Source organism: Peribacillus sp. Aquil_B1 (assembly GCF_022603275.1).
Taxonomy (GTDB): Bacteria; Bacillota; Bacilli; order Bacillales; family DSM-1321; genus Peribacillus.
This window is the reverse complement of sequence record NZ_JAKXEE010000006.1, coordinates 26,563-52,308: the sequence shown is the minus strand read 5'-3', so window position 1 is coordinate 52,308 and position 25,746 is coordinate 26,563. Positions and strand designations below refer to the sequence as shown.

The following is a 25,746-nucleotide window of genomic DNA, read 5'->3' as shown; positions in this document are numbered from 1 at the left end:
CACCACCTTATATCATTAATTTGAATGGATTTTCTAGTACATCTTTTAAATCTGTCAAGAATGCTGCTGCAGGAGCGCCATCAATAATTCGGTGGTCAAAAGATAAGCTTAGGCTCATCATTGATCGAATGGCTATTTCCTCATTCACGATGACCGGCTTTTTCTGAATGCGCCCTACGCCTAGAATAGCTGCATTGGGACTATTAATGATCGGTGTGAATCCATCAACGGCATACATACCTAAATTACTGATGGTAAAAGTGCTTCCCTGCATATCATCAAGAGAAAGTTGTCCCTCCCGGGCTTGCTTACCAATACTTTTAGCTTCTTTTGTAAGAGTGGCCAATCCTTTTTTATCAACATCTCTTAGAACGGGAACTACTAAACCATCCGAAACTGCAACAGCCATGCCGATATTTATACGTGAATGGTAGACAATCTCTTTTTCCTCTAAGGAAATATTGATACTTGGGTTTTGTTTTAGAGCAAATGCTGTTGCTTTAATCAAAATTTCATTGAAAGATATTCTTAAACCTTCCGCTTTTTCAATAACTGGCAATAAGTCTTGACGAAGTGATACACTATTACTCATATCAATTTCTGATAAGAGGGTTACATGTGGATTTGTATAGGCACTTTCAGAAATTCTATCCGCTATGACTTTACGCATGCCTTTAAATGGCACTCGTTTATCGACTTGATTTGTATTTGAATTCTCAACTTTTGCACTTGCCCCATTTGAAGAAACAAGATCATTTTTGAGAATTTTCCCATGTAAACCTGATCCAGTCATATCGGTATAATTAATCCCATGATCATGAGCGATTTTCTTCGCTAATGGTGTGATTTTCTTAGGATGCTCCTCTAAGAATCTTTCAACGTCCATTTTATGAATACGCCCAAGCTGACCTGATCCAACAATTTCCTTTAAATTTATTTGATTATCTATAGCAAGCTTTCTTGCAGCAGGTGTTCTTCTGATTTTGTTATCATGGTTTGGCTGTCCTACTTTACTCATTTCTTTTTCAGGCGGGGTTTGCTTCTCTTCTATAGGTTCATGAGAAGCGTGTGGCGATTGTTTTTCTAATCCTTCTACACTTTCGCCTTCTTCACCTATATATGAAATGATTTCATGTACTTTTACGACAGAGCCAGCATCGTATAAAATTTTCAATAAAACACCCGTCGTCTCTGCTTCAATCTCCATCACTATTTTATCCGTTTGAATCTCAGCAATGGGATCTCCTTCTTCGATCATTTCACCAATTTGGACTAACCAAGAGACTATTGTTCCTTCTTCCATTGTTGCGCCCAGTTTAGGCATGACTACTTCTGATACCATCATGACACCTCCTTACTTATTCATTAATTTTCTGCACTCTTGAACAATGTCATTTACCTGTGGAACTGCTGCTTTTTCTAATTCTGGATTATAGGGTATTGGTGTCGCAACTCCACCTAAGCGTCTAATTGGAGCATCTAAGAAATCAAATGCATCACTTTCCGCAATCATACTCGCGATTTCCGCACCGTATCCTCCTCTTTTTACCGCTTCATATACAACTAAGACGCGACTTGTTTTCTTTACGGAATTTATAATAGTTTCTATATCTAACGGCACTAAAGTACGAGGATCAATCACTTCTATGTTAATCCCCTCTTTTTCAAGTTCTTCTGCTGCTTCGAGTGCTCGATTAACCATGATTGCTGTCGCTACGATTGTGATATCCGCACCTTCTTTTTTGATATCCGCCTGACCCAATGGAATTTCATAATCTTCTTCTGGCACGTCTCCTTTAGTATTGTAAAGAAGTTTATGCTCATAAAATAAAACGGGATTATCATCTTTAATCGCTGCCTTCATTAAACCTTTTGCATCAAAAGCATTTGAAGGCTGAACAACCTTCAGGCCTGGTACATGTGTCATCCAAGCTTCTAAACTTTGTGAATGCTGTGCAGCAAATCCTGCACCCGATCCCCCTGGGAGCCTAATAACTACAGGAACTTTGGCTTTTCCCCCAAACATATATCGCGTCTTTGCAGCCTGGTTAACAATATTATCGGTAGCTATCATAATGAAATCTGAAAACTGAAGTTCTAAAATAGGTCTCATACCCGTCATGGCTGCACCAACTGCACATCCACTTATAGCTGCCTCAGAAATTGGGGTATTTCTTACACGCTCCGGACCAAATTCTTCAATCATCCCATTAGTTAATCCGAAAGCTCCTCCATAAATCCCGATATCTTCTCCCATAATGAAAACATCATCATTTTTGCGCATTTCTTGACTCATTGATTCTCGAATCGCTTCTAAATAAGTAATTTCTCTCACACTATTCATCACCTTTCTATTATGCATAAATGTCAGTTTCTAACGTATCTAAGCCTGGCGACTTACTATTCTCAGCAAATTCAACCGCTTCATCTATTTCAGCTTGAACTTTTTTATCCAACTCCATAAATTCTTCTTCTGTTATTACGTTTTCGTCAATTAATTGCTTTTTAAATAATGCGATGGGATCTCTCATTTTTTTCCATTCTTTTTCTTCTTCCCTTGTTCTATATTTCCTTGCATCACTTCGTGAATGTCCTCTCCATCTATAAGTGTGGGCCTCAATTAACGTCGGACCTTCGCCCTTTCTTGCTCTTTCAACTGCTTTTTCTGTTGCTTTCACAACTTCTAATACATCGTTTCCATTAATCGTCTCGCTTGGAATACCGTATGCTGTCCCTCTGTCTGCAATATTATCAATATTCGTCATTTCTTTAATCGATCCTGACATACCGTATAAATTATTTTCACAGAAAAAAATAACAGGCAAGTTCCAAATGGATGCTAAGTTAAGTGATTCATGGAACGCTCCTTCATTGGTCGAACCATCTCCAAAGAAACACACCACCACATATCCTAAATCTTTCATTTTTGAGGTTAAGGCTGCACCTGTTGCTAAAGGTAAACCCGCTGCAACAATACCATTCGCACCTAAATTACCCACATCTAAATCTGCAATGTGCATGGACCCTCCCTTCCCTTTACAATAGCCTGTTTCTTTTCCAAGTAATTCAGCCATCATCCCTTTGACTTTTGTTCCTTTTGCAATGCTATGCCCATGACCACGGTGAGTACTTGTAATTTTATCTTCGTCTGTCAACGGTACACATGCACCCACCGCTGTCGCTTCTTGTCCAATACATAAATGCATCGTTCCATGAATTTCCCCTTGTTGAAATAATTTTTCAACGGTTTCTTCAAAACTTCTTATTACCATCATGTCGTATAACATCGTTTGTAACTGAACGGATGAAAAAGAAGTTTTCTCTATTAATTTAGACATATACTTACCTCCTAGATTTTTAAGAAAGTACTCTCACTATTTTTAATGCAAGTTACGTGCCAACTTTAAAACGCTTTCTTTTTCATATTATTTCTATTTTTCTATTATAAAATGATGTATAATCGATTAAATTGATGCAATATGTCATCATTTTAGTTGCAAACGATGCAAGGAGGTAAGTTTATGGAGAACATCCTGTCTAAAGTCAACATCATTGGTGTCCTTATATTAAATAAACAAGGCGAAGTATTATTTTCAAATTCAATAGCCAAAAAATACAACTACTATTTCGATACGATTGTCGAGTCAACTTTGAAAGGTGCTGAATCTTTCAGCTTGATTAATTACCCAGCGGAAATTACAACTTTTATAAACAACAAACAACTTGTTGTTTTAATTAATCCCATGAATGAGTTAGTGAGATTAAAAAAAGAAAAAGAATCCTTACAAGCTTTAAGAAAGGAATTAAACGAGGTTATTAATTCCTCTTTTGACGGGATAGTCATTTGCGATAAAGACGGGATCATCATTCATCAAAATCCATCTTACGAACAAATTACAGGTTTATCTGCAAAAAATTGTATTGGCAGAAGTTTAAAAGAACTTGAAGATGAAGGAATCATAGATGTTTCTGCTTCTTTAAAAGCTTTAAGAGATAATAAAGAGGTCACCATTATTCAGAAAATAAGCACAGGAGCTACCGTTCTGGTGTCGGCGGCGCCGATTCGAAATAATAAAGGTGAAATCGAAAAAGTCGTCAATAATGTAAGAGACCTAACCCATTTAAATGCACTTGAATCTGAAATTCAGCAATTAGAACAACAAAACCAGCAAATTCACGAAGAATTAGAGCTATTAAAAGAACAAAATGATCCGAAACTTTCTATTATTGCTCAATCAGATATCATGAAAGACGTATTAGATCGAGCATTAAGAGTTGCTCATATCGATTCCGGGGTCCTAATTCAAGGAGCTTCAGGGGTAGGTAAGGAGAAGGTCGTTGAATTAATCCACCGCCATAGTTTTAGAAAAGATTATCCTCTAATCAAAATTAATTGTGGAGCGATACCAGAAGCATTATTAGAGTCGGAGTTGTTCGGCTATGAATCTGGTTCTTTCACAGGTGCCAATCAAAAAGGAAAAGCGGGATTATTTGAAGCAGCTAATCACGGCACGATCTTTTTGGATGAGATAGGTGAAATGCCGCTCCTATTACAGGTGAAATTATTACGAGTTTTACAAGAACATGAAATTACACGCGTGGGCGGAACAAAACCAATCCCTGTAGATATTCGAATTATTGCGGCAACACATCGTGATCTATCCAAAATGATAACTAATGGCCAATTTAGAGAAGATTTATATTATCGGTTAAACGTCATCCCTATTAAAATACCTTCTTTGAAAGAAAGAAAAGCAGATATTATCCCACTAATTTATCATTTCTTAAATACCATTAATCATAAGTATGGCATTAATCGCAAATTCTCAAACGATACTTTAAATGCATTCATAAATTATGACTGGCCAGGAAATGTACGTGAATTACAAAATTTAATCGAGAGAATTGCCTTAATGAGTTTAAATCCCGAAATAAATATTGATGATTTACAAAAGGAATTACAATTTAATGATGGTTTCCAATTCAACGTGAATACATCGTCTTCCGATTCGTCTTCTGACAGCCAAGATCTGGATTCATTAAAGAATCGCGTAGAATCATATGAAACAGAGATTATCAGAAACGCCATCGACCGTTTCCCAAGTATCCGAAAAGCCGCAACCGCATTAAAAGTTGACCAATCAACGCTAGTAAGAAAAATGCAAAAATATAAGATTGATAAAACCGAATAGTTTGCTTCCCTCTTCATTGATCACTTAAAAAAACGAGAACCGTCATTAAGACGATTCTCGTTTTTTTTAGCCTCCTAATAAATTCGGAAGAAATAACGTAATGGAAGGTACGTAAGTAATGATTAGCAAGACAATGAGTAAGGCCCCAAAAATGGGTGCTACATATTTAAACGTTCTTTCAAATGGAACATTAGCGATATTACTTCCTATGAACAAATTAATTCCTAATGGCGGTGTAATTAATCCTAAACTTAAATTCAAACAAACAATCATACCAAAATGAATCGGATCAATACCTAAAGGAATGACAATTGGAAGTAATAATGGCACAAAAATTAATACCGCTGCTACTGTTTCCATAAACATACCAACAATAAGTAAGAAAATATTAATCAATAGTAAAATGATTAATGGATTTGTCGTCCAACTTGCTAATGTATCAGCTAAAAATTGCGGTATTCTCTCAATCGATAATATTTGGCCAAAAAATGATGCTGCACTTACAAAGATTAAAACGGAACCCGATGTATGAGCTGATTTCAAAAATATCCCTATAAAATCATTGAAATTTATTTCTTTATAGAAGAAAATACAGATAATCAAACTATAGACAACGGCCACAACCGCTGCTTCAGTAGGCGTTACAATCCCCCCGTAAATGCCACCCAATATTAAAATAGGTGCTAGCAGGGCCCACTTCGCTTCATTCAATGCTTTCCAAAATCCTACCTTTTCTTTTTCCTCTAAAGCAACTTTTAAAGAACCGAAACCTTCTTTTTTACAAATAAAATAGTTAACTATTAATAATGCAATCGCAACTAAAATACCAGGAATAATACCTGAAATAAATAGATCGCTTATTGAAGTATTCGACATGACTGCATAGAGAATGAAGACAATACTAGGTGGCACAATTGGACCCAATGCGCCTGCACTAGCAGAAATAGAAGCTGCATAACCAGGTGCGTATCCGCTTTTTAACATATAAGGTATAAGAATGGCACCGATACTTGCTACAGTAGCCGCTCCTGATCCAGAAATAGCCGCAAATATAAAACTAGCGATTATTGTAATAATGCCTAAGCTCCCCGTTAATGATCCAACAATACTTTGAATGAAGTCTACTAACCTTCTTGCCATGCCTCCCCTGCTCATAATATCACCCGCTAGAATGAAAAATGGGATGGCGATTAACGGAAATGAATCCATGGAACTAAACGAAGTCTGAATAAATAATGATAATGGAACAGACCCTTCAATTAATACGACCAATAGACTTGCAGCTGCTAATGCGATCGCAATTGGCACATTAAATAAAACAAGAATAACCAATATGCCAAATAGCATTAATGTTACTGTACCCATCGAACTCACCCCTTTCTACTGTTCAATATCTTGAACCTCTGGATTAGTAATCTCTTTAAATAATTGAATTATTAACCTTAGACTCATGAGTAAATATCCTATTGGAATACCTAAATAGACAATGCCTTTCGCCAATCCCAATGAAGGTGAATTTCCGCCAACATCCAACATCGTGAAGGAATAGTTAAAACCAACATAGGTAATCACAATCGAGAATATTAACCAAATAAGTAATCCGATTTTTTTAATCGTTGGTTGTGCCTTTTTAGGAAATATGGATAATGCCACCTCAACCTTAATATGAGATTGGGTAGCCGTTACATAGGCTGCACTAATAAATGTTAGCCAAATAAATAAATATCTCGTTAATTCTTCTATCCAGATAAATGATGAACCAAAAATGTATCTTGCCACAACTTCAGTAAACATAAGTACCGTCATAATGACCAGTAATAACACGCAAAATAATCCCTCTAACGAATAATCCACTTTCTCTTCATTCATAATCTCACCTCAAATTTCTATTATTGAGTTCTACTAATAGTAGATAACTAATTTTTTTCCAAAATATTTCGAGCCATTTCATAGTTTTCAATCCCGACTTTATCAATATTATTATCGATAGCTGGCTGAACAGCTTCTTTGAATGCTTCCAGCTCTTTTGGTGTCAACTCCACGACTTCAACACCGTCTTCTTGCATCCCGATAATCGCTTTCTTTTCAGCTTCCACAGCCAGTTCTCTCGCATATTTAATTTGCTCTTCTGCCGCTTTATTGATAACCGCCTTCATTTCATCAGTTAAGCCATCGTAAAACTTCTTATTCATCATCATGATATGTGGCAATGGGAAATGTCTTGTTAGAGTCAAATGATTCGCCACTTCATAAAACTTATCACCGTAAATTAAAGGTGTGGTAGTCTGCACACCATCAATCGTTCCTTGCTGCAAAGAAGTGAAGATTTCACCATAAGAAATGGGTGTAGGGTTCGCTCCCATTGCCGCTATTGTTCCTGATTGAAGCGGTGTTGTTGTACTTCTGATTTTTAATCCCTTTAAATCTGAAGGTTTACGAACCTTATGGTTGTCATTTGCGATAGCAAATGAACCGATACTAAAAGCACCCAGATAATAAGCATTTGAATTCTCTTCCAAACTGTTTTTTAAAATATCCCCATACTTACCATCTACTAACGTATACATTTCATCTTCATTAGAAAATAAGAACGGTACATCAAAAATATTATAGGCAGGTATTTGTGCATTGCTTGCTACTACGAACGCTGCATTTGTTACAATATCCAATACACCCGTTTGAAGCATTTCATATTCAATATCTTCTGAAGTCGTTAAAGTGCCACTGTTATAAATTTGAACTTCAATTTGCCCATTACTTTCTGATTCAGCAACCTCTTTAAATTTTTCATAGCCAATATTCAAAAAATTTTCGGCTGCTACTAAATTCGCCATTCTGATCACTACTTTTTCGCCGTCAGAACCGACTGTCCCATCTACTGCCTGGGCGTTACATCCTGAAAGAATCAAAATAATGGCAACCAACGATAGAAAGATTGATTTCACCTTCAAATTCATCACAACTACCTCCTTTATCTACCTAAAAATCCACCATCAACCGGAATGATAACACCGTTAATATAATCTGATTTACTTGAAGCTAGAAATTGTACGGTTCCGGCAAGTTCTTCTGGGTTGCCAAATCGGCCTGCGGGAATACGACTTACTAATGATGCAAGTCTTTCTTCATCTTCAAGAATGAACTTATTTAATTCTGTATTGTAATAGCCCGGTGCAATGGCATTCACATTAATCCCCTCTTTTGCCCACTCATTTGATAAGGATTTAGTCAATTGTGCGACCGCTCCTTTACTAGTGGAATAAGCAGATGCATTAAAACCTCCTTGTGTTGCTAGTACAGATGCTATATTGATGATTTTCCCTTTTCCTTTCTTTTTCATGATCTGACCTGAAAGTTTGCATAGTTGGAAGACAGACGTTACGTTGACGTCCATCACCCGCTGAAAATCTTCAACCAATAAATCGACTGCTGGCATTGGTTTATGAATACCGGCATTATTGACTAAAATATCTAATTCACCATCTAACCTTTCAATAGCCTTATTAAATACATCAAGAATTTGATTTTGCTGAGATAAATCCACATGTAACCCTTCTACTTGATAGCCCTTCTGTCTCAACTCTTCTACCACTTGATTCAAATTCGGTGAAATATCTAAAATACATACTTTTACTCCATATTCACATAGCCCTTCAGCTATCGCTAAACCTAAACCTTGTGCTGCGCCCGTTACAATGGCCTTTCTATTGTTCAACCCTTTCATTGCTTTCGCCTCCCTTATGTATTCGCTTACAAATAAGAACTAACATCTCAGTTGCATTTTTCCATTAACTCAATGATATAGCCATCTGGATCAAACATATAAACAGCCTTTGAGCCTTTATTTGCACCGGCTGTAATCGTAGCCACCTTTTTAGATTTGAATTTAACCCCTATAGCTTTCAATTCTTCAAACATCTCTTCCAAATTTTCAACACGTAAACAAATATGCCCTGTTCCATAATCACACGGTCGTGCACTGCCTGAATAAGTATCGATGCCCACATATTCTAAAATTTCTATGACCTGGCCTCCGGGAATTTTAACGAAAGCAATCTTGATCTCTTTTAATCCAGGAGTTTCAACAATATCAAATATATAGTCACTATTCGCAACTTGAGTTGATAAAAGTTCCAAGCCTAATGTGTCCACATAAAAATCAAGAGCATTTTCTAAGTTTTTTACAGTGATACCACTATGAATAAATCCAACTATCTTACCTTTATTCATTTTCACCCTCCTCTTCATTCGTTTTCTAAATTATACATAATGCAAAATCCGTGCCAACTTTTTTCTATTGATAAAACACTATTAAAACACTTTCTTATCTATTTTTTGATGCATTTTTACAATAGTGATGCAATAATAACACAAAAAAACTGCTGAACTTTAATCATTTTGCAGTTTTTTCATTAGTGATAAACGTGTATGTACAAAATCCATTTCTAATGTTGGTACTAAAAAGGGTTCTGGTGCAAAAACTTCAAAATATCTGCAAGTAATCTCCCAAACTTGGACATACTGATACTAGTACTCTAAAAAAAAGGACGTGATCAGTATGGAAAAGCAAAATCTATTCAAGTGGAAACATTATCAACCTGATATTATTTTATTAACCGTAAGATGGTACCTACGGTACAACCTCAGTTTTCGTGATTTAGTTGAAATGATGGAAGAACGCGGACTATCTATTGCTCAAACAACCATCATGTGCTGGGTTCACCAGTATGGTCCTGAATTAGATGAGCAAGTACGGCGTCATCTTAAGCCAACCAATGATTCTTGGCGAGTCGATGAGACGTATGTGAAAGTCAAAGGTCAATGGATGTACCTATATCGTGCCGTTGATTCAGAAGGAAATACGATTGATTTTTATTTAAGCAAAACAAGAGATCATAAGGCTGCAAAGCGCTTTTTCAAGAAAGCTTTGCGGTCTTTTTATGTTTCAAAGCCCCGTGTTATCATAGTAGACAAGAACCCAGCCTATCCTATTGCGATTGAAGAATTGAAGAAAGAGAAAAAGATGCCCGTAGGCATCCAAATAAGGCAGATAAAATATCTTAATAACATCGTTGAACAAGATCATCGTTTTATTAAAAAGAGAGTTCGTTCGATGTTAGGATTGAAATCTTTTCGTACAGCTAAATCTATTCTTTCGGGAATAGAAGCGATGCATATCATTAAAAAAGGACAACTTGCTTTACGGGACAAGTCTGTCCAAAATCAAGTGAAGTTCATTCATCAACTATTTGGAATTACTGTATAAGAACAGATTCCATTAGGAATCTATACCTCTTTCAATAAATGCAATCTTTGCACCAAAACCGCATATGGGTTATTTAGATCAAACCATAGAAGAATTGGAAAAATAAATCGATCAACTCCTGTCCCCTTATCGTAAGGAAGTAGAATTATTGGATGGTATACCTGGTGTGAATAAAGCTGCCGCTGCTACTTTTATTGCGGAGATGGGTGTAAATATGTCCGTATTTAAGTCAGCTAAACATCTTGCCTCTTGGGCTGGTGTGAGTCCTGGAAATTACGAAAGTGCCGGTAAAAAAAAACGAGTAAAACCACACAAGGAAATAAAGCTTTAAAAACGATGGCCGTAGAATGTGTATTAGCGACATCAAGGCAAAATAATCGAATAGCTTCACATCGAAAAAGGATGACCAAACGGCAAGGAAAAATGAAAGGACGAATCGCTTCTGCCCATTTACTAGTAACAATTGCTTACAACATCTTAAAAACAGGAGAACCTTATCATGAACTAGGCTCAAATTACCTTGAAGAAAAACAAATTAACAAAGAATTAAAAATGATCGAATACCTAAAAAAGAAAGGCTATACAATCGCTCCATCTGAACAACAAACTGCATAACCAATCAAAATATCGACATAGTACACTTAGTCCTTCAAAAAACTAGAATTATGATGGGCTTATTTTAGTATGGTCTTTCACTAATGTGTTTTCATACAAAAAAGAGATGCCAAACGCTCTAGGAGCAGTTCTCTCTAATCGATTAAATTAAAAATCACATCTCCATTAGAGGAAGTTACACCAAAATAGACCCTTTGGGAGCCAAAGGGTCTATCGTTTTTCACTTTTATTGTTTATGTATGATTTTATTCAGCTAAAAAAGGATATGTTCTCTAAGTCCTCTTCCGGTATCGGCCCCGCCTACGCCAGATACTATGACAGCCACACATGCCATCCAACCCATTTTTATTATAATAGGAAACGCTTACATTTCTAATGACTACTAGAAAACATTTTAGAATTCTTACTCTACGCTTTAGTTTTACTTGGTTGTTCCTCTTAGTAGTTTCTCAGCTTCAATTATACGGGGACCCTTATCATGTATGTATTCAAGTGAGATCCCCCTTCTTAATGCTGATTGTTCCATTAATCTAATTTCATGATACATGGCATCAGACAAGATTCCCTTTTCAATGTTCTTATTTATTTCAAAATAAAACCCAGCTAATAAATCTATCGGTAATTTATCGTAAAGGGAACATTTTTCGTTCACCATAAATCACCTCCTAATAAGATCATCCAATAAAATAGTGTAGATTGAAAGATTTTTTAGAAAGTAAAAACATAATTGGGGTAGCATAATCAAATGTGGATTTACAACGTTTAGAAAGTTTTAATGGTCTCAATGAATCTGCGGAAAGTTCAGGTTACGCTCGGGCCGATATTTTTCCAGTGGCTTCCCTATAATATCTGTTGGTAAACCAGTAATACGTGTATATTCAATATTGATCATTCGTTCATACCCACTATGATCAATCATTAGAACACCGTCATTGATTGACTCTATAATTGCTTTCCACCAGCCTATGCTGTTTTCACTTATAGAAGCTGTGTTTTATTATTTGATTGCTCTTTCAAGGAATAAACTCTCTTCACTCTTATATACTATTGTTAATCCAAAATCACCTCTTCATTTAGTTCATTTTTCAGCTTTTTTCGCCTGGATCATTTCTTTGATTTTCTCTCTAAATTTCTCATTCGTAAAAATATCCTGTGTGGTTGTTAGGTGTCGCTTGGCATGTCTGGCGAAGTTAGTCGCTGCCAACCACTGACCACAATATGGACATGGAAGCTGTGCGTCTACTTGCCATTGTGTCGTCACGAATCTATTTGTATTTGAATGACTTCTTTTCGCAACCTTATTGACCACCTCTGTATTCACATTGACTACATCATCATTCATTTTGTATTCGTCCGTGAATGCTAGTTCTCCAAAAACCCTTTCATTCCCTGCCATTTCACGTTCTACCAGGAGACAAACCGCTTCACTGATAGACAAATTCAGTTCGTCACAGTAACCTTTGAAATCACCGTACAAGCTTTCTGGAATGCGTGCGGTTAATACCTCGGTCTTTTCTCTTCTTCTCCGATTACGTGCAAATTGTTCCAAGTATGTCATGCAATTCCCTCCTAAATCATCTTATTGACTTATTCTGTATTCATCACCATACTTCCTTCAATTCATCCTGTATACAATTCGAAACATAATCCAATCACTTTGAAACATTTATTTTGGATTACCTTGTATACTTGCATATTAGATCGAAATATATATTCTATCGAGGTTATTACTAAAATAATTCATAAGCAAACCTCACGAGATCAACAAGATAATTTTTTCTCCTGGAATCTATGATGATTGTTCTTTTTAACGCTCCTATCGAGTAGTTTTTTGGTTCAACTTACTTATGTATTCCAGAACTAGGACGATGCAATGTTGAATAAGAGAATATGTACTTCAACACCTTTATTCTGAGTGCAAAATAAAAACGACAATTAAGTCGCCTTTTCTCTATCTTTTTAATAAAAATCTTCTAGCTGCTAGTTTTGTTGTACCTCCCATAGCACCCATCATTCCCCTTCCAGAACCAGATGAATACCACAAGTTTCTAAGAACCGAAGGACTCTCTTTATCAGAAGAATACAGCATCCCATGAGTAATGGGAAATTAAGAAATGTAAGGTTTTCATTGATTAATATACTTAAAGCTATTACAAATAAAAAGATTTTGGAAAGAATCGTAACGATCAGACTTAGTAATTCACGCCACCAAACTCCTAAATATTCAATATCATCCGCAATAACCGACACACAAGCCAAAGGGCTTAATAAATATAGGAACATCACGTCCGCGTGGAAAATGGCTACTGAAAATAAGAATGCTATAAACGCTATTGCAAAGACAGCTAACAATATAAGAAGAGCAGCCACTTGGAAATGAAGTGTTTCAAAGTGGCTGGGTTCTAACATAACTGCTATTTTTTCCTTACTAACCCTACTTCCTTCTCCAATAATCCAGTTTCCCATATTATAAGCAACTTCTTCTAATAAGATTTTCTGAACAAAAGGCATCGCTGGAATCAGTCGGGCGCTTTTTAACGTATTTACAATCACAGGTCCGTATGCAATGGCATCTCCTGCTGCGTTTCTTGACATAACCTCTATAATCTTATATTAAATGTTCGTTACAGATATCGTTGAGGTTAGGGCAAGCAAGAGATTATTGACGGATGAAAAGAACTCTACTTCAGCATTTTGCTTTAGTAAAAGATCATTACACATTAAAAGTGCCCATTCAATAAATTCCTCTAGCATCCCCTGAATAGCTTCTACAATCTTTTCTTTAAAATCAAACAAATTGATTCACATCTTAATGGAGAAACGATTATGAAGGTTGATCAGTGTCTATCTAAAATACTAGATTCAACTTGGGATAAGTCAGCTTTCAAAACTTTGAAAAAGGCCTTTAGACGTTGAACCTTCTGTTTCACAAGGTCCCTAATGAATTCTGCATCATCATTAAAGTCTTCGGTGTCCGTAACTTCTGTGGAGAATATCTCCAAATGGTTGATTTTCGTTGAACTGTTACTACTGAGATGAACAACCTCACCTCCAAGGGTTTTCACTATATGCGAGTACTCATTTTCTGGGTCAATGATATATATCTTGATCCCCATGGCGTAGCAGCGAAGAATCTTTTGAACCATAAAGGTAGATTTTCCAACACCTGATGTCCCAATGACAACCATATTTTGATTTAATGTACGTTGTGTATCCAAATAATCTATCGCCACCAACGAATTGGTTGTCTTATTAATCCCTTCCACCTGAGCCGTCGGGGATAAACAGCAAATCTCTTAATCATCGAACGGAAAGAAAGAAGATGCCGCTTCACTGTTGCACATCTGATAGGTATAATCCTTTAATTGATCATCCCCTAAAGGCATAGCCGACCAGAATTATGCCATCGGTGTTGCGTAATGAGGGTTTAGAGCTTTCATTCTTAGTTTCGTTAAAATCCTCTGGACATCGTCTTCAAAGGTCTTCAGCTCTTCTAAGGATGTAGCTTGAATGAAGATGTATGTATACAGATACATAAAGGTAGAACGATTGGATAGTACCTGATTTAGTTGAAATTTTGCGCTTTCCAGTTCGGATTGCAACCTGATGCGGGTGGCTGGATCTCTTGTTTTTAATAGTTCAGCCTCTTTATTTTTAATAGAGTCATTGTAATAGCTGTTCATGCCTTCTGAATTGGACGGTTCTAGTGATAGCCTTGTCCCTTGACCATTATTTGAAATATTTTGGATTGTAACGGTCTTTCCTAAAAGATCTGAAGGAATAAAATGCTCTTCTAAAGCCCTACGAAGAGATTGTTTTCTAAGTTTAGGATCATTTTTCAATTCCTCTTTTACAACAAAGGTGCGTGCTTGTTCGATATTTTCATAAGTTGTTAGGATTTTATAAGATTTTGCTAAATTTAGCCGAAGTTGTTTATTGTCATGGAGGGAGAATGCTTTTCCATCATCTTCAATGAAGAATGAGTGCATTCTAAACTTTTCAAAATGGGAGGTTCCGAGTGTTTTTTGAAGCAAAGCCTCTTTGGTTGGAAATACTGGTGTGACGATGTGCGCTTCCTTAGATTCTTGTTTATACACCCCGAAGTACGCATCTTTATCTTTCAGGATGAAAAAAACACTTTTTTCCTTATCGACTGGGAATGCTTCAATATAATTCCCTTTTATTTCGAATAACTGAGGGTGACGTTCCTTTATCATGGCGTAATATAGCTCATACTCAGCCTCTGTCTTCTCTTCGCTTGACCAAGAAGTGGAATCTTGTTTCCAACGTTCTTTTCCTTATTCATGAGACTTGTCTTATCTAAACTTTTTTGTTTAGACTGTTCAATTATTTGTAGAATAGACTCAGCAATCGTAAGCATGGAATCGTTGACCGATCTTTCAATCGAATCATTTCTCATAACAAGATCATCTCCTTACTGAATCGAAATGATTTTACAGAATGAAACAACTTAGAGTTCATCTGTATCTCATACACAAACCAATTTTCCCTCTCCACTAAAAAGGATGCTATTGCATTACCTTTGACGTCTCTCTTGCTTGTATTTTACCAGTGATATTCCTTTTATTGATTAAATCAGCCAAAAAAATACAAAAAATGAACCTGTTGATGGGATTCGTAGTCATATAACCCTAACTTTTCTGGTTAGTATTCTAGAGACTTTAGTCTTGTTATTATTCTTTTTACTTATCCTTGATCTTTTCTGGCTAGATCAACCGCTAGATTCTGATTTCAATTAAGTTTTTTAAGTCCATAACGGTAAAAACCTTCTTTTAAGAAGAAAGAAAACAAAAATACGCGGCTGTATTATTCTCAAGGAATAATGCAGCCGCGTATTTTTGTTGTTATATTATCGTTATTGTTTCATTATTTTAGCGTCTTCCATATGCTTTGGAACATAATCATTAAATTGGTTAAATAAATAATTAAGGTAGGAGTTAAGTTCAAATCGATCTTCCTGAATAAAATTGACAAATGGGGTTTTATTTTCTTCTTCCATCTTTTCCTCCCCTTTACTTTATCCTTAATATCATTCAGAACCTTAAGCACACCAATTTGAAATTCATTACATTTTCTGTTTAGAAATAATAATTTTTAAATGAATCATCATTTTTATAAATGTTGTATTGGCCCTGCCTACACCAAGATAACATCGCCTGTTTTTATTATAAAAGAAAACGCTTACACTTACCAATATTACTTAAATACAAATTTTTACAAAATCTTTGAATATAAAATGTACGTCCTGCTTTGAGAACTTTGTATAAAGATCCAGCCGCTCGATGGAACCCCCTATATATAAAATTTCCAGTTAAAAAGGGCTCTTTCCATTTGATTTGGGTGTAAAATTAACAAAAAAGAGACTGATTTAAATTAGTCGCTATTCAACGACCTTTTTGAATCAGCCTCTTACAAATATCTGAACTCTAGTTTTATCCCTTTAAATTAGTCATCTTCCCTAACTTCAAAAGTTTAGAAAGGGCTTCGTTTGATTGACCCTTTCCTTCCTTAGCATATTCTTCATGATTCACAGGTGCTTCAGATGGAACGATTGATGAGGAAGCTGGCTTACTTTTCTGGGATACTGGCTGCACCATTTGCTGGGCAAGCGCTGCCCCTTCTGGATTCCCTACAATTAAAGAAACGATATTATAAAGAATCCTTTGCCCTTCCTCCGTTTTCAAAAGTGCTAATTGATCATTCGCAAAGGTGTCTAGTGGAAGGTAAATACCTTGTTCTTTATAAGATCCATTCCGAACCTTTAATCCATCTTCAATAAGCGCGCTAATAAGTTCATTTCTGCTTTTAAAGCTGTCTACCAACTCATTAAATTCATTAGCCCATTTTATGGAGGTTTTTGGGGTATATTGAATTCCCCTACCTGGAGTGATTTTTCTATTGGACAACGTTAACACCACCTTGTATCACAACTAAAAGAAGATGCTGCTCCTACTCTTGAATTTTTATGCTTCAATTGATTGCTTCTCAATTTCAGCTATAATATTTTTCAAGAGATATGCCTTACTTGTAAAGAAACTCGCTTGATCGATATTCGGAGGAAATAAGCAATCTTCATCTTTAAGTTCCGCTAGGTATTGATAAGCGAAGAGAAGCCCTCCCCCGACGATAATCATTTGCCCAACGTTTGTATCAACAAAATACCGGATTACTTTATCTTTCACTTCTTCGGCATATTGTTTTGTATATTTTTCTACAATCTTGGTGATATCTGCTGTTTTGGACTGCCATGTCGCTTTAAAGACAGGAGAATATTTAGGTTTTTTAACCATTTTATCGATTTCCGGCTTGATGAACTTCCTCATGAATTCTTCACGTGTAAACGAGATCTTAGGAGTTTTATTCACCCTTTCAAAACGAGCCCTTATGCTGTCGAATTCCTTTAGTTCAGCTGCCTCTTTCATGATTAAATCAATATATTTATTTGTACCTATCAGATGGTTTGTAGATTTAGTTGAGTTTAAACCATTTTCATCATAAAGAGCCAAATCCAATGTTCCAGCTCCCAGATCAGCTATGGCAAACTCATCATGGATTTGTGTTGAAAATTCAGTTTCCACCACTTCCCCATCCACTAAATCAAAGGCCAATGCTAAGTAGCTCGTTACGCCTTCCACATTAAGCTGAACATCCGTAATGTTAATGGTTATGGTTTTGCCTTTATAAGGACCTTTTATTGCTGTAATTTCATGCTCACCCATATACAAGTTGATTTTTTCCGAAGACGCCTGTTTGGCCTCTTCTATTGGAAGCCCAAAACTCAATGGAACGTCTACCTTATTGTTCTTACCCGATTTCCAAGCAGCTAAGGCTAATCCCGCTAAAGTTGTGACAACATGGATTTCATTCCCCAATTTATCTCTAGCATCACTGCTGGTTTCTCTTAAATTATTTTTGTCATTCGTTGAAATTTGAGCATATTCCCCTACTGTATAATAAGCATTTGTCCGATTCTTTGGTAAGGCTTTGCTTTTAATATGTAAATGAAGGATCATATCATCAGGAAAAGATTTATCTGCGCTTTCATCTGGCATATCTTCGGCAGTCGTTTCCGCATTTTCCCCGATAATACTTGCGATATTTAATGAAACAACATTTCCTTTTTGATCGATATATGTAATTTTATTAGAAATGTTCCCACTATCCACTCCTGCAATTAAATAATCCTCTTTAAATAAAAAATCAAGTTTTGTCATGGTCTTCCTCCTTCGGACTAATCTAGTTTAGTCTAATTACTATCCAATATATAGAGAATCTCCGTTAAAGTCAATGGGAAACTAGCGCTAAATTGACGTTAACGACATTTTAGCGCTGATTTAAAATCGGTAAATTAACGATATCTCACCGCTTAACAAACACTTTTGTGATTAGTTGGACCGTTTTAACTATATATTTGACGATAATTTGGCGTTATCGGTCGTTTAACGCCATTAATCACAAGTGATTCAATCGCAATTTACCGCTAATCCACCCAGCGTCCTGGCTGCTTATCGCCAGATTAACGTTATCGGTCATTTAACATTGGTGGTTGTAAGATAATCCACTTTACATAATACATGTTAAACTAGATTAGATTAGTTTAGTAATGAGAAAATCATCCCAAAATTAACGCTAATGATTCCATATTGTTGCATTCTACCGCTAAATTAATGTTATCGGTCATTTAATGCACCTAATGTAGAAAGAACCCCTTGAAAACTTAAACTAGATTAGATTAGTTTAGTTACTACTGTACTTAAAGATTGATCTAGACTAGATTATAATGGAACAAATTCATTCATTATTTCTATTAAAGCAAACAAACTTAGTTGATTAGTCTTTATCTAGTAGGTAAACTATAGATAATGATAAATTGACGCTTAGCGATAGGTAGATAAAAATAAGCTATAGTTAAACTAGCGTTAAGAGGAGGGTTATCGTGACAAATAGAGTCCAGGCTAATAAGGAGTTCATTATAGAAGCACTTCGTGACGATGCTTTATTCACTTCGTTGGTGCTTGATAAGGAATACAGTGCCAAACTATTCAAAGAAAATATACTAGAGTTGGATCCGAATGCCATGTATTCAACTACCGATTGTTCCGATAAGATTTTTAATATCGCTAATTCAACGCTAAGGTATTACGTTAGGATGCTAGAGGGATACTTAGAGATTTATGTAGAAGGTAGAAAGAAACGTTTGCCATTTCTCACTGTATTTAAAATCCATATGACTTTACTGGCAATTGAGAGGGGAGAAACGATTTCCGATATTCAAGTTAAATTATCGCTAAAATCGATACCTCAACAAAATGGCGGAAAAGCAAAAGGGAGTAAATATAATGAGGATACCTTAGATCAATTATTCTCGGAATTTGATAGAAGGCAGAATGTAATGATGAGAACCTTCACGCTACAAAACACAATCAATCTAATTGAAGTGGAGTTGCTAAGAAGGAGAACGGGAATAGCTGATAGACAGAGACAAATTGAAGTTATAGAAGAAAAGATTAAAAATCATCGGTTAAATCGAAAAATGGATCGACAAGCAGCCAATGTGTTACGAAAAAGTTTGGAGCAAAAGAAAAATACAGGCTTTTTCTCTTTCTTTACAAAAAAAAGTACAGAAGATACTCTGAATATAGAATCTGACATACTAGTGGATGAAAGGGATATCAAAGCTGATCATATAGAAGTGGAACTCATTGAAGAAATTAATGCAATAAGGCAGAAGATTAGTCAAATGGAAGAAGAATCACTTGCTTTAGATAAAAGGTTAAAATCTGAAACAGCACTTCTAACAAATGAAAGGGAAGTATTAGAACAAACTATGGAAGATTAATGGTTCTTTTCGTTTGTTTTTGGTCTATGGGATAAGGCGGGAAATTAGAACTTCCCAAATTTTTATATGTAGTTCATTTTCTAGAAGATGGGTAGTTAACGTTTCATTTTGTATATTCAAATTGGAATTAGAGTGTCCTTTGGCTTTATGAAGATCAATGAAGGTCTATAGTTTCTTTATGAGCTATCTAGCGCCTTAATGCAAGTAGAAGGGGAAAGGGGCCTTGCCCCTTAATTAAATACGTTGAATGCAGGAAAAAGATATAAGTTTAGGCCACCGTCTTGGGTGGCCTAATTTTTTTACAAAGTATTTTCTTTTTTTAAGGTATTACTTGCGGAATTTTTGGCTAAAAGTGATTTCCTGAAAGGTGTTATAGGATGCTGCTCATTTATTTGTGCTGAATATCATAGTTGTCGTTTTATGCTTACCCAACTAATTGGAGGTTTCTTCTTTTAATTGTTTAAAATTTATAATAAATGACCTATTAGCTTTCTCATTAGCTTTCTCATTAGTTTTTCAATAGGTGAATTTTGAAAGGCACATTGTTTTACGGCGAGTAAATTTTCTTAAGCATCTAATATTTAAATTATGTTTAATTTATTTCGTAAATAAACAAATTTAATAAAAAGGCAGATTTAATAAGAGAAAACAGATTTAATAAAAGAAACAGAATTAATAGGCATTTATCTATTGTTAGGTATATCCCTTGAGGGGCAAGGGTTTTAGCCATTTCTAAGAGTCGTTTTAACAGAGTTTCCACTTTCCCACATATAAAATGTAAATGAAGTCACATATACACAGGGCCTTTTTTTAACTATTTACATATTCACAGAAGGGAATTTTAAATATCCACTATTTCACAAGGCTACATTCGGAATAAGTTAAGCGTAAAAAAATAATCCTTCTCGAGAATTCTGCCAAAATTCGTGACAGAAGAGGGAAGGAAAGACTTTTGTTTTAAGGGAATACTTCTATATTTTTTTTGCGTATATTCGAATAGCCCTGTGAATGTCTTATTTTTTCACAAGGCTGGGTTAAGCTATTAAATTACACCATGTAGCTCTGGTGCTTGGCCGGTTTTGGTGTACTCTCTAATTTTGGCTTCATGGATTAATTCATAAGGAATCTTTTTTAAGGCCCCAGGGAGATACTTTCTAAAGGCCATTCTGAAAAAGGCGCCGATCGAGTAGAAATGGAAAGAACCTTTTCGTTGTTTTTCTGTATGTATATGAATTCCTATCTGATCCATTGTTTGTAAAAAGAAGGTTTTCATGAATCGATCACGTATGGTGAAGCTTTCATAGTCCTCATCCATAAGATAGTTCAGTTTATTCATTACTTCCTGCTTAAAGGAAATCATGACATCGATTTGGTCTCTTGGCTTAAATTTAATTTGATGTCCATCAAAGAAGTAGGTGAGCTCTTTTGATAGTTTCGCCATGAGTGAGTTGACATTGAATTCATCCGTGTTTTCTTCGACACATTCCGGCTTCAAGGAAAAGGAGGCTTTCTTTATCCATATTTGCTTGCCACGAATCTCTATCCCTGTGAATTCGATGGAAAAAAGAGCTTCTAAAACGCTTAAAGTTTTACGAACCCCTTTTGCATTTTTGTTTAGTTGAAGTTTAAGTGTCTTCATTGTCCGTTCTTGTTTTATTTTCTCCATTTCACCTGTCTTGCTAAAAGACAGACCAGTCCGGAACTGGTTAAGTAAGGATAAGAGAAGTTCGATCCCTTCTGGGTTCGAGGTACGTACGAATTCTGCTAAAATATTCGTTTCAAAAAGGGCGTGCGGTATGATTAGGTAGTTAAGAGATACACCTTTAATTTCAGGTGTATTATACTTATCAACATCTTTTAACCTGATAACAGGTAACCCTTCGTGGATTTCCTCTTTTACAAAATGATGATCTTCTAAAAACTTTTTTCCTCCCCAAAGGGTAGAATAAGAGATTCCAAGTTTCTTTGCCCAGTAAGAAAGATTATATTCCTTAAGCATGCCACGTTGGTTTTGTTCTACTTGTAATTGGTTTAACATGGTCATATATACGACATAGGAAGAGGCAGGAGGGCGCTCAAATGACTGATCACGAAGAAAATGGAATTCTTTTAAGATGGCGTGATGCATTCTAAAACCATCGATTCTTATTCTGGATTCTTTCATTTTTGGGCCCTCCTCTCGTCTATTTTTCTAGTTTGAATTATAGCAGAATGGAAAAACAGGAAATGGTGTCCTTTATTAAGGGATTTTCAAAGTTGCACAACGTGTGCTCATCCCTTGGGGGGCAAGGGATTGAAAAAAACTCTAAAAATTTTTGTGTGAAAGGAAACGTCATCTTTTCACACGGTTTGTGCATATTGTGAAAGGAACCGTCATGAATTGATGGATAAGCAAATTAGGATAAAGGTTGATATATCAATGTTTTCATAAAATAGTCCATCCATAAATGGGCTAGAATAAAAAAACTTGCACAGAAATGTGTGCAAGTTTGTGTGAGAGCAAACGTCATTTTTCTTCATTTTAGAACAAAAAGAGATAAATTTAGGCACTGTTTTGTGTGGAATTCTAATTTTTGCTGGTGATGTAGAGGTGTAAAAGATTGGTTGATAAAATGTTTTAAAAAATCACAGAGTAAAAACAGGGAATTGTGCACATTGTGAAAGCAAACGTCAAACAAGAAAAAGTTGCACAGCTTATGAGTGAGATGTACAAGAAGGCGTCGAGCTTATGGGATGTTGTTAATGGAAGATAAACTTGCATACCCTTTTCTTTGTGCACATTGTGAGAGCAAACGTCCAATGAAGGAATAGTTGCAATCCCATATAATGGTGTGCATGTTGTGAAAGGAACGGTCATCCTTTAATCATTAAGAGAGTTGAGACAACCACTGGTATATCAACGTTCTAATGAAAAAACCCGTTTATAATCGAACTAAAAGCGTAAAAGTTGCACAATACGTGTGCAAGTAAACGTCATTTCCCATTTTATTTGACCAGAAGGAGATGACTTTATGAAAGGATTTTGGTAAAGAACCTATATTTTAAAGGAAGATTATTAAAAGGCTTGTGCACATTGTGAGTGGAAGCGTCAAATACAAGATAAGTTGCAATTTTATGGAGAGTAGCCATCCGGCTGCTTTTTTGATTTATTTTCCCCATTTGCCTCCCTAAGCGTAAGACAGCGCAAGCCTTCTAACCTCCAATTCTGCAGGAAGCCAAGGAGGCAGCCAATAAGTCAAAGGGGTACCGAACTTGCAAAAGGGGAGAAGAAATCATGCCCCTATGTGGAAAAGGTGCGCTTCGTGAGTTAAAAGGGAAAATATCGCAAGTGAACAGAGAAGAAGTGTTATGTGCACATTGTGAAAGCAAACGTCAAAATAAAAAAAGTTGCACGTTAAAATGTGTGTTGACAAAAGCAACAATACTCATTCATAATTACCATATTACTAGATTAGAAGGGGAACACATATGGATTTTTTAGTAGGAGTTAAAGAGGTGGGGGAAATTCTCGGATGGGATCGGAGAAAGGTTTCCACCTATCAGCTGCGTGGGGTGCTTCCTAAACCTGTGGTCCAATTATACAGTGGTCCCATATGGTTTCGAAAACAAATCGAATTTTATAAGGTTGGGAAAGATTTTGGTGTCAGGACTTATTATATAAAAGATGAGATGGTTTATGAATGTATGCATAATCAACCTCTCAAAGATACTATCTATTCTCCTAACGACATCAAAGAACAGAAAGGAAATTATATCCTCTATCAGGAAAAGGACATACAACAGTTGAAAGATGCCATCTTAGAAAAAAATCCGATCGTTCAGTTCCTTTCTTTTGAGTCCGTTAGCTTTCTGCACGATTTGGGTATTTTGGAAACCGTTGTTTTTCAAGATTACATCCAACAGTACTCATTTGAGGACATAGAGTCGACAAAAGAAGGGCGGGTTAAAGAATAATGTTACAACCCCTGCAAACGAAATTTTTGAATGTCATGAAAACGATTTTTCCAGATTATCCTCAACTCTTTGTCGATTGGAATATGGATATCAACCATCTTATGTCAGGTCAAGATGATTACCAGCCTAGCCAAACATTAAAAGCATTTTTTGTGATTTTGGATAGCTTGGTGAAAGATTATGAATTGAAATTCGAGGATATGGAACAATGGGTTGATGATTACATAGAAGAAATTAGAAATTTTGTCCTTCCATACATACAGATTATAGGAGAAGAGAATTCAGCACCTTCCCCAAAGTCTAACAACAGGGAAGTGATAAATGCCTTGTTGAATCAAAATTTTGCCGAGTCCGGTTCGGCCTTATTATTTCATAAATTAAGGGAGACCATCAGTAAAAATGAATTCGACATTGCGACCGAGATTCCTACTGCAAGGATTGCAGAGAGGGCTTTAGAAGCGACGGCTCAAGTGAGGGCAGAAAATGATTATCTGATGATGAAATCCAATGTAGCCATCGAACAATGGAAAAATCTCACCTCTCAAGCCATCACGTCGATGGATGACTTAACCGCAGATATTTTTGATATTGTCTCGATTCTTTGGATGCAACAGGCTACTCATAAGGACCAAATGATTCATTTCCATACGGATGATGCTTTGAATCTTAGGAGATTGCAAGGTCGGAAAGAAGATTTAGACGGCTATCAAATGTCTTATCGAAAAAAAGAACGTGATGATATCATGAAAAGGTTGGCCGCTCTCACAACGATATGGATAAGAATTGAAAAAGAGAATTTGAGGTTCATCAATGAGGATCAGGGAGATTTTGAGGAAATTGGACAAGTCCAGTTTAATCCCTTGTTTTTGGTGGATAGCGTGACGGTAGCCTATCGGGGGGATAACCCTATTGGTATTTATGAATGCAGTATTCGTCCAGGGGAATTGCTCGCAAACTTCTTATACGGTTCCCAAAGGAGCAGTGGGCTGCTTGCATTAAAGACTCTAGAATACCATCCAATTAAGCAAAAGTACCATAAACGGTTATCCAGGTATCTGTCCTGGCAGTGGAGGATTCGCCAGAAGAGTGCAGACTATCTCAGGGCTTATCATATTGGGGGAGACAAAGGGCTTTTAAAAGTCATGGATTTGGACGTGAATCCGCGATATGGTTCAAGAATCAGGGAACAATTTGAGGAAATATTGGACACCCTGCAGCAGGATGGGATCATTAAAGGGTGGAGTTATAAGGAAACAACCCTTGAGAAGCAAATTGAGCAGGAGAGAAATTGGTTCGCAAACACCTGGTTGAAGGCACGTGTCCAAATCATCCCACCTACAGAAATCACGGGAATGGGAGATGACCAGGACTTATTATTGATTGAGGATCAGGACTATGACACAGAGAATTTTCTAACGATGTTGAAGGGGATGACGGACAGGGAGGATGGTGCAACCAAGGAGATGGTTGAAGAAAAGCAGGTTTCTCCTGAGACGATAAATAAGGAAAGAACGGATCGGGGATTAAGCATTTTAGAGGCAGCTAAGGAAATGGGAATCTCCCATAGTACTTTGTCCAGGTATGAAAGGAATCTAATTAAACGCCCGTATACAGTCAGCTTAGAAAAGATGAAAGAGTGGTTAAATGCAAAATAAGCATCTAAACGGTGCTTATTTTTTTGAAGATTTTTCTAACATATCATCGGAGCATCATCTCAATAAATAAAGATAAATCATCTTAATTTGCACCGACATAAATCATGAAGGGGGTATGATCGATTAGTTATTTTTCGCATGGAACAGAGTGGTAAAAAATGTTGGTGTTGGAATGTGTGTTCCATGAGATTTTAAATGCTTTTA

The 25,746-nt window shown here is 36.2% G+C and carries 27 protein-coding genes; 7 read left to right on the top strand and 20 right to left on the bottom strand.

Annotated features, from left to right (window positions below; translation table 11 throughout):
• Positions 1 to 7 precede the first annotated feature (7 nt).
• The 3 genes from MPH60_RS25050 to MPH60_RS25040 are packed head-to-tail and all read right to left on the bottom strand — an operon-like array spanning position 8 to position 3,338.
• Entirely contained in the window at positions 8 to 1,342 is a 1,335-nt protein-coding gene (locus tag MPH60_RS25050; RefSeq protein ID WP_241594630.1) for a dihydrolipoamide acetyltransferase family protein, read from the bottom strand.
• Positions 1,343 to 1,354: 12 nt separating this feature from the next.
• On the bottom strand, positions 1,355 to 2,335 hold the full coding sequence (locus MPH60_RS25045; RefSeq protein WP_241594629.1) for an alpha-ketoacid dehydrogenase subunit beta: 981 nt from the start codon (positions 2,333 to 2,335) through the stop codon (positions 1,355 to 1,357).
• Positions 2,336 to 2,354: 19 nt separating this feature from the next.
• The gene (locus MPH60_RS25040; RefSeq protein WP_442957028.1) at positions 2,355 to 3,338 is read right to left on the bottom strand and encodes a thiamine pyrophosphate-dependent dehydrogenase E1 component subunit alpha; all 984 of its coding nucleotides are present in this window, start codon (positions 3,336 to 3,338) and stop codon (positions 2,355 to 2,357) included.
• Positions 3,339 to 3,521: 183 nt separating this feature from the next.
• Here MPH60_RS25040 and MPH60_RS25035 point away from each other — a divergent pair, with 183 nt between their 5' ends.
• Positions 3,522 to 5,192, top strand: coding sequence for a sigma-54 interaction domain-containing protein (locus MPH60_RS25035; RefSeq protein ID WP_241594628.1), 1,671 nt, complete (start codon positions 3,522 to 3,524; stop codon positions 5,190 to 5,192).
• A 66-nt stretch (positions 5,193 to 5,258) separates the two neighbouring features.
• On the opposite strand, the gene MPH60_RS25030 is transcribed toward MPH60_RS25035, so the two are convergent.
• From MPH60_RS25030 to MPH60_RS25010, 5 genes are read right to left on the bottom strand one after another with little or no spacing between them, the layout of a single operon-like run.
• Positions 5,259 to 6,557, bottom strand: a complete 1,299-nt coding sequence (locus MPH60_RS25030) for a TRAP transporter large permease (RefSeq protein WP_241594626.1) — start codon at positions 6,555 to 6,557, stop codon at positions 5,259 to 5,261.
• A 15-nt stretch (positions 6,558 to 6,572) separates the two neighbouring features.
• Complete coding sequence (locus MPH60_RS25025; RefSeq protein ID WP_241594625.1) at positions 6,573 to 7,061, bottom strand: TRAP transporter small permease; 489 nt, start codon at positions 7,059 to 7,061, stop codon at positions 6,573 to 6,575.
• Between the two features lie 47 nt (positions 7,062 to 7,108).
• Entirely contained in the window at positions 7,109 to 8,149 is a 1,041-nt protein-coding gene (locus MPH60_RS25020; protein ID WP_241594623.1) for a TRAP transporter substrate-binding protein, read from the bottom strand.
• Positions 8,150 to 8,163: 14 nt separating this feature from the next.
• Positions 8,164 to 8,916 carry an SDR family NAD(P)-dependent oxidoreductase gene (locus MPH60_RS25015; protein WP_241594621.1) on the bottom strand — a complete coding sequence of 251 codons (753 nt, stop codon included), beginning with the start codon at positions 8,914 to 8,916 and terminating at the stop codon, positions 8,164 to 8,166.
• Positions 8,917 to 8,963: 47 nt separating this feature from the next.
• Complete coding sequence (locus MPH60_RS25010; protein WP_241594620.1) at positions 8,964 to 9,422, bottom strand: VOC family protein; 459 nt, start codon at positions 9,420 to 9,422, stop codon at positions 8,964 to 8,966.
• A gap of 328 nt (positions 9,423 to 9,750) precedes the next feature.
• On the opposite strand from MPH60_RS25010, the gene MPH60_RS25005 reads away from it, so the two are divergent.
• The 3 genes from MPH60_RS25005 (at position 9,751) to MPH60_RS24995 (ending at position 11,073) form a co-directional block, all read left to right on the top strand.
• The gene (locus MPH60_RS25005) at positions 9,751 to 10,458 is read left to right on the top strand and encodes an IS6 family transposase (RefSeq protein ID WP_241594619.1); all 708 of its coding nucleotides are present in this window, start codon (positions 9,751 to 9,753) and stop codon (positions 10,456 to 10,458) included.
• Positions 10,459 to 10,606: 148 nt separating this feature from the next.
• Positions 10,607 to 10,789 carry an IS110 family transposase gene (locus MPH60_RS25000; protein WP_241594617.1) on the top strand — a complete coding sequence of 61 codons (183 nt, stop codon included), beginning with the start codon at positions 10,607 to 10,609 and terminating at the stop codon, positions 10,787 to 10,789.
• A 5-nt stretch (positions 10,790 to 10,794) separates the two neighbouring features.
• The gene (locus MPH60_RS24995) at positions 10,795 to 11,073 is read left to right on the top strand and encodes a hypothetical protein (RefSeq protein ID WP_241594615.1); all 279 of its coding nucleotides are present in this window, start codon (positions 10,795 to 10,797) and stop codon (positions 11,071 to 11,073) included.
• 421 nt (positions 11,074 to 11,494) lie between these two features.
• Here the strand turns inward: MPH60_RS24995 and MPH60_RS24990 are convergent, their stop codons facing one another.
• The 11 genes from MPH60_RS24990 to MPH60_RS24945 all read right to left on the bottom strand — a co-directional run bounded on the left by MPH60_RS24990 (position 11,495) and on the right by MPH60_RS24945 (position 18,308).
• A complete protein-coding gene (locus tag MPH60_RS24990) occupies positions 11,495 to 11,728 on the bottom strand; it encodes a hypothetical protein (RefSeq protein WP_241594613.1) in 234 nt (77 codons plus the stop codon).
• 126 nt (positions 11,729 to 11,854) lie between these two features.
• Entirely contained in the window at positions 11,855 to 12,022 is a 168-nt protein-coding gene (locus MPH60_RS28055) for a PAS domain-containing protein (RefSeq protein ID WP_442957030.1), read from the bottom strand.
• A gap of 129 nt (positions 12,023 to 12,151) precedes the next feature.
• A complete protein-coding gene (locus tag MPH60_RS24985; protein ID WP_241594612.1) occupies positions 12,152 to 12,631 on the bottom strand; it encodes a hypothetical protein in 480 nt (159 codons plus the stop codon).
• Between the two features lie 452 nt (positions 12,632 to 13,083).
• Entirely contained in the window at positions 13,084 to 13,668 is a 585-nt protein-coding gene (locus MPH60_RS24980) for a conjugal transfer protein TrbL family protein (protein ID WP_241594605.1), read from the bottom strand.
• Positions 13,669 to 13,686: 18 nt separating this feature from the next.
• Complete coding sequence (locus MPH60_RS24975; RefSeq protein ID WP_241594603.1) at positions 13,687 to 13,869, bottom strand: hypothetical protein; 183 nt, start codon at positions 13,867 to 13,869, stop codon at positions 13,687 to 13,689.
• Positions 13,870 to 13,910: 41 nt separating this feature from the next.
• A complete protein-coding gene (locus MPH60_RS24970) occupies positions 13,911 to 14,291 on the bottom strand; it encodes a helicase HerA domain-containing protein (protein WP_241594601.1) in 381 nt (126 codons plus the stop codon).
• A 180-nt stretch (positions 14,292 to 14,471) separates the two neighbouring features.
• Positions 14,472 to 15,290, bottom strand: a complete 819-nt coding sequence (locus MPH60_RS24965; protein WP_241594599.1) for a hypothetical protein — start codon at positions 15,288 to 15,290, stop codon at positions 14,472 to 14,474.
• Positions 15,287 to 15,493, bottom strand: a complete 207-nt coding sequence (locus MPH60_RS24960; RefSeq protein ID WP_241594597.1) for a hypothetical protein — start codon at positions 15,491 to 15,493, stop codon at positions 15,287 to 15,289. The genes MPH60_RS24965 and MPH60_RS24960 overlap by 4 nt, the downstream gene beginning before the upstream one ends.
• A gap of 456 nt (positions 15,494 to 15,949) precedes the next feature.
• The gene (locus tag MPH60_RS24955) at positions 15,950 to 16,093 is read right to left on the bottom strand and encodes a hypothetical protein (RefSeq protein ID WP_241594595.1); all 144 of its coding nucleotides are present in this window, start codon (positions 16,091 to 16,093) and stop codon (positions 15,950 to 15,952) included.
• 433 nt (positions 16,094 to 16,526) lie between these two features.
• Complete coding sequence (locus MPH60_RS24950) at positions 16,527 to 17,000, bottom strand: hypothetical protein (RefSeq protein WP_241594593.1); 474 nt, start codon at positions 16,998 to 17,000, stop codon at positions 16,527 to 16,529.
• Positions 17,001 to 17,057: 57 nt separating this feature from the next.
• A complete protein-coding gene (locus tag MPH60_RS24945) occupies positions 17,058 to 18,308 on the bottom strand; it encodes a ParM/StbA family protein (protein ID WP_241594587.1) in 1,251 nt (416 codons plus the stop codon).
• 722 nt (positions 18,309 to 19,030) lie between these two features.
• On the opposite strand from MPH60_RS24945, the gene MPH60_RS24940 reads away from it, so the two are divergent.
• Positions 19,031 to 19,933, top strand: coding sequence for a hypothetical protein (locus MPH60_RS24940; protein ID WP_241594586.1), 903 nt, complete (start codon positions 19,031 to 19,033; stop codon positions 19,931 to 19,933).
• A 1,042-nt stretch (positions 19,934 to 20,975) separates the two neighbouring features.
• Here the strand turns inward: MPH60_RS24940 and MPH60_RS24935 are convergent.
• Positions 20,976 to 22,097, bottom strand: a complete 1,122-nt coding sequence (locus MPH60_RS24935) for a hypothetical protein (protein WP_241594585.1) — start codon at positions 22,095 to 22,097, stop codon at positions 20,976 to 20,978.
• 1,304 nt (positions 22,098 to 23,401) lie between these two features.
• On the opposite strand from MPH60_RS24935, the gene MPH60_RS24930 reads away from it, so the two are divergent.
• Both MPH60_RS24930 and MPH60_RS24925 read left to right on the top strand, forming a co-directional pair.
• Complete coding sequence (locus tag MPH60_RS24930) at positions 23,402 to 23,887, top strand: hypothetical protein (RefSeq protein WP_241594584.1); 486 nt, start codon at positions 23,402 to 23,404, stop codon at positions 23,885 to 23,887.
• The gene (locus tag MPH60_RS24925; RefSeq protein WP_241594583.1) at positions 23,887 to 25,542 is read left to right on the top strand and encodes a helix-turn-helix domain-containing protein; all 1,656 of its coding nucleotides are present in this window, start codon (positions 23,887 to 23,889) and stop codon (positions 25,540 to 25,542) included. The genes MPH60_RS24930 and MPH60_RS24925 overlap by 1 nt, the downstream gene beginning before the upstream one ends.
• Positions 25,543 to 25,746 lie beyond the last annotated feature (204 nt).

Excerpts from the sequence above, each read along its gene's own strand:
- MPH60_RS25040 (WP_442957028.1), bottom strand. The coding sequence starts at position 3,338 with ATGTCTAAATTAATAGAGAAAACTTCTTTTTCATCCGTTCAGTTACAA.
- MPH60_RS24985 (WP_241594612.1), bottom strand. The coding sequence starts at position 12,631 with ATGACATACTTGGAACAATTTGCACGTAATCGGAGAAGAAGAGAAAAG.
- MPH60_RS24945 (WP_241594587.1), bottom strand. The coding sequence starts at position 18,308 with ATGACAAAACTTGATTTTTTATTTAAAGAGGATTATTTAATTGCAGGA.
- MPH60_RS24925 (WP_241594583.1), top strand. The coding sequence starts at position 23,887 with ATGTTACAACCCCTGCAAACGAAATTTTTGAATGTCATGAAAACGATT.
- MPH60_RS24930 (WP_241594584.1), top strand. The coding sequence starts at position 23,402 with ATGGATTTTTTAGTAGGAGTTAAAGAGGTGGGGGAAATTCTCGGATGG.
- MPH60_RS24990 (WP_241594613.1), bottom strand. The coding sequence starts at position 11,728 with ATGGTGAACGAAAAATGTTCCCTTTACGATAAATTACCGATAGATTTA.
- MPH60_RS25020 (WP_241594623.1), bottom strand. The coding sequence starts at position 8,149 with ATGAATTTGAAGGTGAAATCAATCTTTCTATCGTTGGTTGCCATTATT.
- MPH60_RS24960 (WP_241594597.1), bottom strand. The coding sequence starts at position 15,493 with ATGAGAAATGATTCGATTGAAAGATCGGTCAACGATTCCATGCTTACG.
- MPH60_RS25035 (WP_241594628.1), top strand. The coding sequence starts at position 3,522 with ATGGAGAACATCCTGTCTAAAGTCAACATCATTGGTGTCCTTATATTA.
- MPH60_RS24955 (WP_241594595.1), bottom strand. The coding sequence starts at position 16,093 with ATGGAAGAAGAAAATAAAACCCCATTTGTCAATTTTATTCAGGAAGAT.
- MPH60_RS25025 (WP_241594625.1), bottom strand. The coding sequence starts at position 7,061 with ATGAATGAAGAGAAAGTGGATTATTCGTTAGAGGGATTATTTTGCGTG.
- MPH60_RS25010 (WP_241594620.1), bottom strand. The coding sequence starts at position 9,422 with ATGAATAAAGGTAAGATAGTTGGATTTATTCATAGTGGTATCACTGTA.
- MPH60_RS24995 (WP_241594615.1), top strand. The coding sequence starts at position 10,795 with ATGGCCGTAGAATGTGTATTAGCGACATCAAGGCAAAATAATCGAATA.
- MPH60_RS24980 (WP_241594605.1), bottom strand. The coding sequence starts at position 13,668 with ATGTCAAGAAACGCAGCAGGAGATGCCATTGCATACGGACCTGTGATT.
- MPH60_RS25005 (WP_241594619.1), top strand. The coding sequence starts at position 9,751 with ATGGAAAAGCAAAATCTATTCAAGTGGAAACATTATCAACCTGATATT.
- MPH60_RS25015 (WP_241594621.1), bottom strand. The coding sequence starts at position 8,916 with ATGAAAGGGTTGAACAATAGAAAGGCCATTGTAACGGGCGCAGCACAA.
- MPH60_RS24965 (WP_241594599.1), bottom strand. The coding sequence starts at position 15,290 with ATGATAAAGGAACGTCACCCTCAGTTATTCGAAATAAAAGGGAATTAT.
- MPH60_RS24935 (WP_241594585.1), bottom strand. The coding sequence starts at position 22,097 with ATGAAAGAATCCAGAATAAGAATCGATGGTTTTAGAATGCATCACGCC.
- MPH60_RS25050 (WP_241594630.1), bottom strand. The coding sequence starts at position 1,342 with ATGGTATCAGAAGTAGTCATGCCTAAACTGGGCGCAACAATGGAAGAA.
- MPH60_RS25030 (WP_241594626.1), bottom strand. The coding sequence starts at position 6,557 with ATGGGTACAGTAACATTAATGCTATTTGGCATATTGGTTATTCTTGTT.